The sequence below is a fragment of the Hydrogenophaga sp. genome (genome assembly GCF_036675665.1).
Classification (GTDB): Bacteria; Pseudomonadota; Gammaproteobacteria; order Burkholderiales; family Burkholderiaceae_C; genus Hydrogenophaga.
The window spans coordinates 1-13139 of sequence record NZ_JAKFEO010000046.1 but is presented as its reverse complement, the minus strand read 5'-3'; the positions used below and the strand labels follow the sequence as shown (position 1 = coordinate 13139).

At 67.9% G+C, this 13139-nt stretch carries 12 protein-coding genes; 9 read left to right on the top strand and 3 right to left on the bottom strand.

Annotated elements, in window-relative coordinates; translation table 11 throughout:
* The first annotated feature begins 5 nt into the window (after nt 1-5).
* Nucleotides 6-1733: a phosphoethanolamine transferase gene (locus V6M63_RS16945; protein ID WP_332743765.1), complete on the top strand. Its 1728-nt coding sequence runs from the start codon at nt 6-8 to the stop codon at nt 1731-1733.
* Nucleotides 1734-1829: 96 nt separating this feature from the next.
* Nucleotides 1830-3026 carry a phosphoglycerate kinase gene (locus tag V6M63_RS16940; protein ID WP_332743764.1) on the top strand — a complete coding sequence of 399 codons (1197 nt, stop codon included), beginning with the start codon at nt 1830-1832 and terminating at the stop codon, nt 3024-3026.
* 1 nt (nt 3027) lies between these two features.
* Here V6M63_RS16940 and V6M63_RS16935 read toward each other — a convergent pair whose 3' ends face one another.
* From V6M63_RS16935 to ytfE, 3 genes are all read right to left on the bottom strand, one after another.
* Nucleotides 3028-3453: a YbaN family protein gene (locus V6M63_RS16935; protein WP_332743763.1), complete on the bottom strand. Its 426-nt coding sequence runs from the start codon at nt 3451-3453 to the stop codon at nt 3028-3030.
* Entirely contained in the window at nt 3450-3857 is a 408-nt protein-coding gene (locus V6M63_RS16930; RefSeq protein WP_332743762.1) for a SirB2 family protein, read from the bottom strand. The genes V6M63_RS16935 and V6M63_RS16930 overlap by 4 nt, the downstream gene beginning before the upstream one ends.
* A 76-nt stretch (nt 3858-3933) precedes the next feature.
* The gene (gene ytfE / locus V6M63_RS16925) at nt 3934-4632 is read right to left on the bottom strand and encodes an iron-sulfur cluster repair protein YtfE (RefSeq protein WP_332743761.1); all 699 of its coding nucleotides are present in this window, start codon (nt 4630-4632) and stop codon (nt 3934-3936) included.
* Between the two features lie 111 nt (nt 4633-4743).
* Between ytfE and V6M63_RS16920 the strand changes: the two genes are divergently transcribed.
* The 7 genes from V6M63_RS16920 to V6M63_RS16890 form a co-directional block, all read left to right on the top strand.
* On the top strand, nt 4744-5259 hold the full coding sequence (locus tag V6M63_RS16920; protein WP_332743760.1) for an RrF2 family transcriptional regulator: 516 nt from the start codon (nt 4744-4746) through the stop codon (nt 5257-5259).
* Nucleotides 5260-5268: 9 nt separating this feature from the next.
* Nucleotides 5269-7179, top strand: a complete 1911-nt coding sequence (locus V6M63_RS16915; protein ID WP_332743758.1) for a type IV pili methyl-accepting chemotaxis transducer N-terminal domain-containing protein — start codon at nt 5269-5271, stop codon at nt 7177-7179.
* Nucleotides 7176-7859 carry a response regulator gene (locus V6M63_RS16910; protein ID WP_332743756.1) on the top strand — a complete coding sequence of 228 codons (684 nt, stop codon included), beginning with the start codon at nt 7176-7178 and terminating at the stop codon, nt 7857-7859. Before V6M63_RS16915 ends, V6M63_RS16910 begins: the two co-directional genes overlap by 4 nt.
* A 13-nt stretch (nt 7860-7872) precedes the next feature.
* Nucleotides 7873-8214 carry a cupin domain-containing protein gene (locus tag V6M63_RS16905; RefSeq protein ID WP_332743754.1) on the top strand — a complete coding sequence of 114 codons (342 nt, stop codon included), beginning with the start codon at nt 7873-7875 and terminating at the stop codon, nt 8212-8214.
* A gap of 172 nt (nt 8215-8386) precedes the next feature.
* Nucleotides 8387-9655: an MFS transporter gene (locus tag V6M63_RS16900; protein ID WP_332743752.1), complete on the top strand. Its 1269-nt coding sequence runs from the start codon at nt 8387-8389 to the stop codon at nt 9653-9655.
* 19 nt (nt 9656-9674) lie between these two features.
* Entirely contained in the window at nt 9675-11303 is a 1629-nt protein-coding gene (locus V6M63_RS16895) for an MFS transporter (protein WP_332743750.1), read from the top strand.
* Nucleotides 11304-11348: 45 nt separating this feature from the next.
* Nucleotides 11349-13139, top strand: a 1791-nt coding sequence (locus V6M63_RS16890; protein ID WP_332743749.1) for a molybdopterin-dependent oxidoreductase, incomplete at its 3' end; no start/stop codon positions are given.

Below are 13139 nucleotides of genomic sequence, written 5' to 3'. Positions count from 1 at the left end.
CGCCCATGCTTTCGCACCCAGCCCTGACGCCGCCAGCCGGCACCCGACTCCCCCGCCCGACCTGGCGCCCCGTTCACGCCGTGTGGTTGCTGTCGCTGTGGCTGGCCGTGGCCGGCAACCTGCCGCTGTGGCTGCGCGTGGACGAACTGGCCGGCACCCCCGCGCAGCGCGTGGCGCTGCTCGGCGGTTTCGGTCTGGTGGTGCTCGGCATCACCGCCGCCCTGCTCTCGCTGCTGGCCTGGCCCCGCGTGTTTCGCCCGGTCGCCACGGTGCTGGTGCTGGTGAGCGCCTTCAACACCCACTTCATGCTGCAGTACGGCGCGGTGATCGACCCGACCATGCTGGCCAACGTGGTGCAGACCGACGTGCGCGAGGTGCGCGACCTGATGTCGTGGGCCTTGCCGCTCACCGTGCTGCTGGTGGCGGGCCTGCCGCTGTGGGTGATCTGGCGCCGTCCGCTGGCCATGCGCAGCTGGTTGCCGCAGACCGGGCGCAATGCGCTGGGCGCGTTCATCGGCGTGGTCGCCGTGGTGGCGGCCACGCTGATCACCTACCAGGACCTCGCTTCGCTCATGCGCAACCACAAGGAACTGCGCTACATGGTCAACCCGGTCAACACCGTGTACGCCGCCAGCCGCCTGGCGGTGGACCAGTTGCCCCGCCAGGTGCAGGCCCTCAAGCCCGTGGGCGAAGACGCCCGGCTCGGCGCCAGCTACACGGGCCAGAGCAAGCCGCCGCTGCTGATGGTGGTGGTGGGTGAGACCGCGCGCGCGCAGAACTTCGGCCTCAACGGCTACGCCCGCAACACCACGCCCGCGCTCGCGCGCTGGCAGGCCGAGGAAGGCCTGGTCAACTTCAGCCAGGTGCAATCGTGCGGCACCAACACCAAGGTGTCGGTGCCCTGCATGTTCTCGCCGCTCACGCGCACGCAGGGCGGCGACCAGACACCCGAACACGAAAACCTGCTCGACGTGCTGCAGCGTGCCGGTCTGGCCGTGCTGTGGATCGACAACCAGGCGGGCTGCAAGGGCGTGTGTGCCCGGGTGCCCAACGCCAGCGCGCTCGACCTCAAGATTCCCGGCCTGTGCGATGGCGGCGAGTGCCTCGACCCCGCCATGCTCGACGGCCTGGACGCGCGCATCGCCGCGCTCGACCCGGTGCGCCGCGCGCGCGGTGTGGTGCTGGTGATGCACCAGATGGGCAGCCACGGCCCGGCCTACTCGCACCGCTCGAGCGCCGAGCGCAAACCCTTCATGCCCGAGTGCACCAGCAACACGCTGTCCGACTGCCCGCCCGAGCAGCTGGTGAACGCCTACGACAACTCGATCGCCTACACCGATCACTTCCTTGACCTGTCACTGCGGTGGCTCAAGGAACGCGAGCAGAGCGGTGCCTTCCAGACCGGGCTGATCTACATGTCCGACCACGGCGAATCGTTGGGCGAGAGCGGTCTGTACCTGCACGGTGTGCCGTACGCGCTGGCGCCCGAGCAGCAAACCCATGTGCCCATGGTGGCCTGGCTCTCGCCGGGCCTGCAGCAACGCAGCGGCGTGGGGAGCGCGTGCCTGCGGGCCCAGGCCGACAAGCCGGTCTCGCACGACCACCTGTTCCACTCGGTGCTGGGTCTGATGGATGTGCAGACCCGGGCGCACGACCTGACGCTGGACATGTGGGCGCCATGCGCTGCGGCGTACGCCCGCTCCGGTGAGGCCGCGCGCCGTCCCGCCAGCTGAAAGGCAGGCCGTGCGAGGGTTTGTGGCGTTCCGCGCGGCGCGGGGCCTTTCTACAATGCGTGGGTTTGTCCTTCACCCACCCACCTGCACAGCACCATGTCCTTCATCCGCTTCTCCGATCTCTGCTCCAGTGGCCAGGCCAAAGGCCAGCGCGTGTTCATCCGGGCCGACCTCAACGTACCGCAGGACGACGCCGGCCACATCACCGAGGACACCCGCATCCGCGCGAGCATCCCGGCGATCCAGATGGCGCTGGACGCGGGTGCCGCGGTCATGGTCACCTCGCACCTTGGCCGTCCCACCGAAGGCGCGTTCAAACCCGAAGACTCGCTGCAGCCCGTGGCCGCGCGCCTGGGTGAGCTGATGGACCGCCCGGTGCGCCTGGTGGCCAACTGGATCGATGGGGATTTCTCCGTGAGCCCCGGTGAAGTCGTGCTGCTGGAAAACTGCCGCCTGAACGTGGGCGAAAAGAAGAACAGCCCCGAACTCGCGAAGAAGCTCGGCGCCCTGTGCGACATCTTCGTGCACGACGCCTTCGGCACCTCGCACCGCGCCGAAGGCACGACCTACGGCATCGCCGAGACCGCGCCCATCGCCTGCGCGGGCCCGCTCCTGGCCGCGGAGATGGACGCCATCGCCGCCGCGCTGCTCGCGCCCAAACGCCCACTCGTGGCCATCGTGGCCGGCAGCAAGGTCAGCACCAAGCTCACCATCCTGAAAAGCCTGGCCAGCAAGGTCGACCAGCTCATCGTGGGCGGCGGCATCGCCAACACCTTCATGCTCGCCGCCGGCCTGAAGATCGGCAAGAGCCTGGCCGAGGCCGACCTGGTCAATGAAGCGAAAGCCGTGATCGAAGCCATGAAGGCGCGCGGCGCCGAGGTGCCGATCCCCACCGACGTGGTGACGGCCAAGGCCTTCAGCGCCGACGCGGTGGCCACGGTGAAGAAGGCCACCGAGGTGGCCGACGACGACCTGATCCTGGACATCGGACCCGAGACCGCCGCGAAGCTGGCCGCCCAGCTGATGCAGGCCGGCACCATCGTGTGGAACGGTCCGGTCGGCGTGTTCGAGTTCGCGGCCTTCGAGAACGGCACCAAGGTGATCGCGCAGGCCATCGCCAGGAGCAGCGCCTTCAGCATCGCGGGCGGTGGCGACACGCTGGCGGCCATTGCCAAGTACGGCATCGAGAAGGACGTGGGCTACATCTCCACCGGTGGCGGCGCGTTCCTCGAAGTGCTCGAAGGCAAGACGCTGCCGGCGTTCGAGGTTCTTGCCCGGCGAGCCCAGGGCTGAATCAGACGGGGGGCTGGCGTGTGGGGATGCGAGCCACGACCAGCACCCCGATGAGCGCGGCGATCAGCACGATGGCCAGCACCACCGGCCGATCCCGCAATCCCCAGGCCGACAGGCCGACCATCAGCACCATGCTCACCTGCGCCACGGTCTTGCTGCGGCGCGTGAGGCTGCGGTGTGTTTCCCAGTCGCGCACCATGGGGCCGAGGAAGCGGTGGTTGAGCAGCCAGCCGTGCAGGCGCGGCGACGCCTTGGCGTAGCAGGCCGCGGCGAGCAGCACGAAGGGCGTGGTGGGCAGACCCGGCAGCACCACGCCGATGAGGCCGAGCGCGAGCGACACGCTGCCGGCCAGCCACAACAGCCAGCGCATCACGCGCGAGCGGTGCAGGGTGGCGCTGTCGGGGGCCGGCGGGATGGGTGGGGTCATGGCGCCCGCCAGCCCAGCGGGTGCCGCGCCAGCGCGATCGAGGCCATGAAGGCCACACACAGCAGGGCGGCCAGCAGGAACAGCCAACGCACCTGTATCGAGGCGGTGCTGCGCATGGCCATCGCCCCCAGCGTGATGTAGACCAACAGCAGGCCGAGCTTGAAGGCGAGCCAGGGCGTGTGCAGCGGGTTGAGCTGCAACAGCCACCACAGGCTGGCGCCGGCCGCCAGCAGCGCGCTGTCGACCCCCTCGCTTGCGCGGCGCCAGCCTTTGCGCAACGGCCAGCCCTGGCCCTGCAGTGCGGCCAGCGCGCGCACCGCAAACAGGCCCACGCTGGTCACGACCAGGCTCACATGGATCTTGAGGAGCAGCGGGTAGGCCCAGGCGATGTCCGGTGTTGGCATGGGGTGGTGGCGGTGCGGTCGGTGAAGGTCTCCGCCAGCATAGCCGTTCCCGCCGCGGCGCCACGCCGCGCCGGGCTCAGCAACAGGCCGCGCGCGCGGGCTCGTACTGCGGGAACAGCTGGTTGTTTTCCAGGTGGATGTGGGCGATCAGGTCGTCCGAGAACTGGTTGACGCCCGCGTACAACGCGCGCCAGGTGTTGCACGCGCCCTGGGGTGGCGTGGCGTCGTGCGCCAGCGCCATCAGGCGTTCGAGCTGCCCGCCGTGGCTGGTGTGTTCGGCCCGCATCACGCCGATCGGCATCATGGCCACGCCGCGCCCACCGGCCCGCAGCAGAGGAAACAGCATCTGTTCCTCCTTGTCCATGTGGTCCAGCAGTTCTGCCTCCATGGCCTCGAGGTGGTCTGCCAGGCCCGTGGGCACCGAGGGGTGTTCCCGGTGCACCGCCTCCACCCGGCGCGCCATGCGGATCAGCTCGGGCAGCTGCTCGCGGTGCACCGCGTGGTAGCGCGTGAGGATGTGGTCGATCATCTCGGCGGGCGCCTGTGGCACGGCCGGGTTTTCCGGGCGTTCCAGCCGCGCCAGTTCGGCCAGCACCGCGTCGACCGACAGGCCCTTGTTGTCGCAGGCCTGTTGCAGGGCGATCTGGCCGCCGCAGCAGAAGTCGAGCTTGAGGCGGCGAAAGACGGCGGTGGCGCCGGGCAGATCCACCGCGATCTGTCCGATGGGCTGGTCCGCGCGTTCGAGTGTGTCGGCAGGGGCGAAGGTGGTGTCCATGGCTGAAGGTCCTTAAAGATTCATTTGGAATGAATATATTAGCGCATAAAATGCACGCAACATGAATATTCAGACCATCCGGACGGACATCGGCCAACAGGAGGATGCGGCATGCGACTGACCAACTGGACCGACTACAGCCTGCGCGTGCTGATGTACTGCGCCGCCAGCGAGCAGCGCGAACAGCCCGCCACCATCGGTGAAATCGCCGAGGCCCACGGCATCTCGCGCAGCCACCTGACCAAGATCGTGATGACACTGTCCGGCCTGGGCCTGCTGGAGACCACGCGGGGCCGCGGCGGTGGCCTGCGCCTGCTCAAGCCGGCGCACACCATCGTGCTGGGCGAGGTGGTCCGACAGACCGAAAGCGACTTCATCCTGGTGGAGTGTTTCGACGCCGAGCACAACACCTGCCGCCTGGACGGCCACTGCCGCCTCAAGGGTGCGCTGCGCGAGGCCATGGACCGTTACCTGGAGGTGCTCGACGGGGTCACGCTGGCCGATCTGGTGGCGCCCGCCGCCAGCACGCGCGGTGGCCAGCGCGTGCATGTCGTGCCCGGCCTGCCACGCCCGCTCGACGTCGCGGTCCGTCGCTCGCGGGTATCTGCCGGCGGCGAAAGCCGCTAACCTCGCGCCATGGTGTCCACCGCATCGTTGTCGACCAAGCTGGTGCGCATCGGCGCCGGGTTGCTGCTCGTCGCCCTGGCGTCGATCGGTCTCACGCTGTGGGTGACCTGGCAGCTCGAAGGCGGTGCGGCCGCGGTCAACGAGGCCGGGCGCATGCGCATGCAGACCTGGCGGCTCACCAGCGTGGCGCAGGCCGGGCGCGCACCGGCCGACGTGGCGGCCTTGGTGCAGGAGTTCGACCGCAGCCTCGAATTGCTGCGCCAGGGCGATGCCAGCCGTCCACTCTTCGTGCCCTGGGACGACGCGGTCGGCCGCGAGTTCGCCACGGTGGAGGCGCTGTGGCAGAACCAGCGCCCGCTGTGGTTGCAGGACAGCCCACCCGAACCGGCGCAGGCGCTGGCCGCGGCCGACGCCTTCGTCGAGGCCATCGACGCCCTGGTGCTCGCGATCGAAAAACAGCTCTCGGGCTTCACCGCCATCCTCAACCTGTTCCAGTTCCTCATGATGGCGCTGGCCATCAGCGGCGCGGTGGTGATGCTCTACACCGGCTACATGTATGTGATCAACCCCCTCGTTCACCTGCGCCAGGGCCTGCGCCGGCTGGAGTCGGGCGACTTCAAGGCGCGCGTGGAGGTGGAGACGCTCGACGAATTCGGGCAGGTGGCGGGCGGCTTCAACCGCATGGCGTCCACGCTGCAGTCGATGTACGCCGGGCTGGAGAGCCAGGTCGAGACCAAGACGCGCCACATCGAGGCGCAGCGCGCGCGGCTGGAGACCTTGTACGAGGTCAGTGCCTTCATGGCCCATGCCGGCAGCATCGAGGAGCTCTCGCGCGGGTTTGCCCAGCGCGTGCGCGCGGTGGTGAAGGCCGATGCGGTCGCGGTGCGCTGGAGCGACGAGGCCAGCCAGCGTTACCTCATGCTGGCCTCCGACTGCTTCCCGCAGGACATGGTGGAGGAGGAGCGCAGCCTGCTGGCCGGCGCCTGTGCCTGCGGCAGCCTGCAGCCGGACGCCAGGACACGCGTCATTCCCATCCACAGCCACGACGAGGCCCAGGTGCGCCACTGCGCGCGCGCCGGTTTCGAGACGCTGGTGAGCGTGCCCGTGCGGCTTCAAAACCGCGTGCTCGGCGAAATCGACCTGTTCTACCGATCGCAGGCCAGCCTGAGCACGGGCGAGACCGAGCTGCTCGATGCCCTGGCCAGCCACCTCGCCAACGCGCTGGAGAGCCTGCGCGCATCCGCGCTGGAGCGCGAGGCCGCGGTGGGCGAGGAGCGCGCGCTGATCGCGCGTGAACTGCACGACTCCATCGCGCAGTCGCTGGCCTTCCTGAAGATCCAGGTCCAGCTGTTGCGCAACGCGGCGCAAAAGGGCCAGGACGCGCGGGTGATGAGCACGCTCGACGAGCTCGACGAAGGCCTGCGCGAAAGCATCAACGACGTGCGAGAACTGCTGGTGCACTTTCGCACCCGCACCAACACCGACGACATCGAGCGCGCGCTGCAGGAGACGCTGCAGAAGTTCCAGCACCAGACCGGTCTGCCCGCCAGGCTGCACGTGGAAGGCCATGGCCTGCCCTTGCCGGCCGACGTGCAGGTGCAGGTGTTGCACGTGCTGCAGGAGTCGCTGTCCAACGTGCGCAAACACGCCGGCGCCAGCCACGTGCAGCTCGACGTGGTCAAGGGATCGCACTGGCTGTTTCGCGTGCGCGACGACGGCGCGGGCTTCGACGCGCTGGACGCGCCCGATGCCTCCCACGTGGGGCTGAAGATCATGGGCGAACGCGCCATGCTCATCGGCGCACGGGTCGACGTGAGCTCCGAGCCCGGCCAGGGCACCACCGTCACCCTGACCCTGCCACCCCATCCGGTGGCGGCCCCTTCCACCCCTGCCCCCGCCGCCGAACACACCGTTTCATGACCGACCCATCCGCCCGCCCGATCCAGTTGCTCGTGGTCGACGACCACTCCCTGTTCCGCCGCGGACTGACGGCGCTGCTCTCGCAGGACCCGCGCTTCGAAGTGAGCTGCGAGGCCGGCGACGTGGGCGAGGCGCTGCGCTGCCTGGCGCGCCAGCGACCCGACGTGATCCTGCTCGACAACCACCTGCCCGGCGTGCTGGGCGTGGATGCGATCCCCTCCCTGCGCGAGGCCGCGCCGGGCACCCGCATCCTGATGCTCACGGTGAGCGAGAACGAGGCCGACCTGGTGGCCGCGCTCAAGGCCGGCGCCGACGGTTACCTGCTCAAGACGGTCGAGTCGCACCACCTGTGCGAGGCCATCGTCAAGGTGATGGACGGTGAGTCGGTGGTCAGCCCCGAGATGACCACCAAGCTGGTGTCGGCCCTGCGGTCGCAGCCGCCCGCCCAGGGTGAAGCGTCTGGTGCAGCGGTGGCCACCGCCGACACCGCACTCGCTTCGCTCTCGGTGCGCGAGCTCGAGATCCTGCACCTGATCGCACGCGGCGACAGCAACAAACACATCGCCCGCCAGCTCGACATCGCCGAGACCACGGTCAAAATCCACGTGCAACACATCCTGCGAAAACTCCACCTCACCTCACGTGTGCAGGCGGCGGTATTCGCCGCCCGCCACGCCTAACCAGGAGACCCCCATGGCCCTGCACCACCTCGAATCGGGTGAAATCGCCAACCTGCGCCACCTGGGGGGCGACGCGCTGAGCACCCAGTCCATCGCCCTGTTCAAGTCCGAGCAGCTCGAGGTCATCCGGCTGATGCTGCCACGGGGCCGCTCCATGCCGATGCACCAGGTCGCGGGCGAGATCACCGTGCAGTGCCTCGAAGGCGCCATCGATTTTGAAACACCCGAGGGCGTGCAGCGGCTGCAGGCCGGACAGCTGCTCTTCTTGCGCGGGGGTGTGCCGCACAGCCTGCTCGCGGTGGAAGACGCCAGCGTGCTGGTCACCATCGTCCTGGGGGTGGGGGATCGGGCCTGAGGCCTTGATCCAGATCAAGTGACGGCCACAAACCGGCCGCGCTAGTTCTTCCGGACGCACCGCGTCCCGCCACCATCGTTCTTCAGAGCCGCGCCCGACGCCCGGGAGGCGGATAGCCACGAGCGCGCCCAGCGCCGACAGTCTTGCCATGCCCCGCGTGGAGAAAGACAACATGGCCTCTGAACTGAACAACGACAAAAAAGCCTGGTCGGTGCTGCTCGTCAGCACGCTGGCCTTCACCGTGTGCTTCATGGTCTGGATGATGTTCGGCGTCATCGGCATCCCGATCAAGAAGGCACTCGACCTCAACTCCACCCAGTTCGGCCTGCTCATGGCAACGCCCGTGCTCACCGGCTCGCTGGTGCGCGTGCCGCTGGGCATCTGGACCGACCGCTTCGGCGGCCGCATCGTGATGGCCATCCTCATGGCCATCACCGTGCCGGCGATCTGGCTCATGAGCTACGCCACCGCCTACTGGCACTTCCTCACCATCGGCCTGTTCGTGGGTCTCGCGGGCGGTTCCTTCTCGGTCGGCACGCCCTACGTGGCGCGCTGGTTCCCCAAGCACCGCCAGGGCATGGCCATGGGCGTGTACGGCGCGGGCAACTCGGGCGCGGCGGTCAACAAGTTCGTGGCCCCGGTGCTGCTGGTGGCCTTCGGCTGGACCATGGTGCCGCAGGTGTACGCGGCCATCATGCTGGGCACGGTGGTGCTGTTCTGGCTGTTCAGCCACAGCGATCCCTCGCACCTGGTGCCGAGCAACGTGTCCTTCATGGACCAGCTCAAGGCGCTGAAAGACCCCAAGGTGCTCAAGTACTGCCAGTACTACAGCATCGTCTTCGGCGGCTACGTGGCGCTCTCGCTCTGGATGGTGCAGTACTACGTGGGCGAGTTCGGACTGGACATCCGCGTGGCCGCGCTGCTGGCGGCCTGCTTCTCGCTGCCCGGCGGCGTGCTGCGCGCGGTGGGCGGCGTGATGTCGGACAAGTTCGGCGCCCACAAGGTCACCTGGTGGGTGCTGTGGGTGAGCTGGATCTGCCTGTTCCTGCTGTCGTATCCGCAGACCGACTTCACCGTGCTCACCGTCAACGGTCCGCGCACCTTCCACATCGGCCTCAACGTCTACCTCTTCACCGGCCTGATGTTCATCCTGGGCATCGCCTGGGCCTTCGGCAAGGCCAGCGTCTTCAAGTACATCAGCGACGACTACCCGAAAAACATCGGCGCCATCAGCGGCATCGTGGGCCTGGCCGGTGGCCTCGGCGGCTTCGTGCTGCCCATCCTGTTCGGCGCGCTGATGGACATCACCGGCATCCGATCGAGTGCCTTCATGTTGATGTACGGCGTGGTCTGGGTCTCGCTCATCTGGATGTACTGGACCGAGGTGCGCCAGACCGAGGTCATGGGCGCCAACGCCAAACCCTTTTCCCTTCAGAACTGAGGCCTCGTCAGTGAACACCATGAACAACACCAACAAAGTCGGACCTGACATCGTCGACTGGCGGCCCGAAGACGACACCTTCTGGAACGCCACCGGCAAGCGCATCGCCTACCGCAACCTCTGGATCTCCGTGCCGGCCCTGCTGTGCGGCTTCGCCGTCTGGGGCATGTGGGGCATCATCACGGTGCAGATGCTCAACCTGGGCTTCCCCTTCACCCAGGCCGAGCTGTTCACGCTCACCGCCATCTCCGGCATCTCGGGTGCCACCATGCGCATCCCGGCATCCTTCCTGGTGCGCCTGGCCGGTGGGCGCAACACCATCTTCCTCACCACGGCGATGCTGCTGGCCCCGGCCATCGGCACCGGCTTCGCGTTGCAGCACCCCGAGTGGCCGCTGTGGTCGTTCCAGCTGCTGGCGCTGTGGTCCGGCGTGGGGGGCGGCAACTTCGCCTCCAGCATGTCCAACATCAGCACCTTCTTTCCGAAGCGGCTGCAGGGCACGGCGCTGGGCCTGAACGCCGGCCTGGGCAACTTCGGCGTGACGACGATGCAGATCGTCATCCCGCTCGTGATGACGCTGCCCCTGCTCGGTGCCTTCGGCGGCGAGCCCATGACGCTGGTGAAGGACAGCGGCTGGATCTTCGGCAAGATCGCCGCCGGCACGCCCACCTGGATCCAGAACGCCGGTTTCGCCTGGGTGATCTCGCTGGTGCCCCTGTCGATCCTGGCCTGGTTCGGCATGAACAACCTCAAGACCGTCTCGCCCGACACCGGCCACCCCATCGTCGCGTTCGCCAAGGTCACCTACCTCTACACCCTGGCCTTCATCCCCGCCATCTTCATGCTCTGGCTGTACCTGCCGGCCCCCACCGGGCTGGGCATCCTGAACATGTGGATCGCCATTCCGCTGGACATCGCCCTCGCGCTGCTCATGATGCGCGTGGCCGCCTTCGGTGCCATGAAGGAAAACGTCGCCAAGCAGTTCGCGATCTTCCGCAACCAGCACACCTGGTCGCTCACCGCGCTCTACATCGTCACCTTCGGCTCCTTCATCGGTTTCTCGATGGTGCTGCCGCTGGCCATCACGGTGATCTTCGGCTTCCAGCATGTGGCCGACGCGGCCGGCGTGATGACACACACGCTGAAGAATCCGAACGCGCCCTCGGCCCTGACCTACGCGTGGATCGGCCCCTTCGTCGGTGCCGCGGTGCGCCCTCTCGGTGGCTGGATCTCCGACAAGGTCGGCGGCTCCATCGTCACCCAGGTCATCTCGGCGGTGATGGTGCTGGCCTCCGCCGCCGTGGGCTACGTGATGATGCAGGCCTACGGCTCGGCCACGCCCGAGCAGTATTTCCCCGCCTTCATCGGGCTGTTCATCGTGCTGTTCTTTGCCAGCGGCATCGGCAACGGCTCGACCTTCCGCACCATCGGCGTCATCTTCGACCGCCAGCAGGCCGGCCCCGTGCTGGGCTGGACCTCGGCCGTGGCCGCCTACGGCGCCTTCATCGCGCCGGTGGTGATCGGCGCGCAGATCAAGGCCGGCACACCGCAGTACGCCATGTACGGCTTCGCCATCTTCTACGCCGCCTGCCTGGTGCTGAACTGGTGGTTCTACCTGCGCAAGGGTTCCGAAATCCACAACCCATAACGCCGCACCCACACGACCGCGCATCCCTTCCTCACGGAGCACCCTATGAGCCATTTCCTCGACCGCCTTTCCCATTTCTCGCTGCCGCGCGAAAACTTCTCGGGCAACCACGGCCAGACCACCGGCGAAGACCGCACCTGGGAAGACGCCTACCGCAACCGCTGGGCGCACGACAAGATCGTGCGCAGCACCCACGGCGTGAACTGCACCGGTTCATGCTCGTGGAAGATCTACGTCAAGGGCGGCATCGTCACCTGGGAAACCCAGCAGACCGACTACCCGCGCACACGCTGGGACATGCCCAACCACGAGCCGCGCGGCTGCGCGCGCGGTGCTTCCTACAGCTGGTACCTCTACAGCGCCAACCGCGTGAAGTACCCCATGGTGCGCGGGCGCCTGCTGGAGCGCTGGCGCGCCGCGCTGAACGTGGCGAAGAGCCCGGTCGACGCCTGGGCCAGCATCGTCGAAAACCCCGAGGCCCGGCGCGACTACCAGCAGGTGCGCGGCATGGGCGGCTTCGTGCGCAGCAGCTGGGACGAGGTCAACCAGCTGATCGCCGCGGCCAACGTCTACACCATCAAGCAGCACGGGCCCGACCGCATCATCGGCTTCTCGCCCATCCCGGCCATGAGCATGGTGAGCTACGCCGCCGGCTCGCGCTACCTCTCGCTCATCGGCGGCGTGTGCATGAGCTTCTACGACTGGTACTGCGACCTGCCACCGGCCAGCCCGCAGGTCTGGGGTGAGCAGACCGACGTGCCCGAATCGGCCGACTGGTACAACAGCTCGTTCATCATCGCCTGGGGCTCCAACGTGCCGCAGACGCGCACACCCGACGCCCACTTCTTCACCGAGGTGCGCTACAAGGGCGCCAAGACGGTGGCCGTCACACCCGACTACTCCGAGGTGGCCAAGCTCTCCGACCTCTGGCTGCACCCCAAGCAGGGCACGGACGCCGCACTCGCCATGGCCATGGGCCACGTGGTGCTCAAGAACTTCTATTTCCCGGACGGCGGAAAACCCAGAAGCAGCTACTTCGACGACTACGCACGCCGCTACACCGACCTGCCGCTGCTGGTGATGCTGAAAGAACACGTGCTCGCCGACGGCAGCAAGACCCTGGTGCCCGACCGCTACCTGCGCGCCAGCGACTTCAACGGCCAGCTCGGCCAGAAGAACAACCCCGAGTGGAAGACCGTGGCCTTCGACACCGGTGGCAAGGCCGTGCTGCCCAACGGCTCGATCGGTTTTCGCTGGGGCGAGGCCGGGCGCGCCGACGAAGGCAAGTGGAATCTCGAAGCCAGGGAAGCCCGCAGCGACACCGAGGTGAAACTCAAGCTCTCGGTGATCGAGGACGGCGAGCAGGACACCCAGGTGGTGGACGTGGCCTTTCCCTATTTCGGTGGCAACGCCGCACCGCACTTCACCGCCAACGAGCAGAACGGCGCCATCAACCACGCCCGCGTGCCGGCCGTGCGCCTGCGCCTGGGCAAGGCCGGCGACGAGCGCCACGCCCTGGTGGCCACCGTGTTCGACCTGCAGGTCGCGCAGTACGGCATCGACCGCGGTCTGGGCAGTGGCGCGAAGGACTTCGACGACAACGCCGCCTACACGCCGGCCTGGCAGGAGAGCATCACCGGCGTGCCGCGCGACCAGGTCATCACCGTGGCGCAGCAGTTCGCCGACAACGCCGACAAGACGCACGGCAAGTCCATGGTGATCATCGGCGCGGCCATGAACCACTGGTACCACGCCGACATGAACTACCGCGGCGTGATCAACCTGCTGATGATGTGCGGCTGCATCGGCCAGAGCGGTGGCGGCTGGGCGCACTAC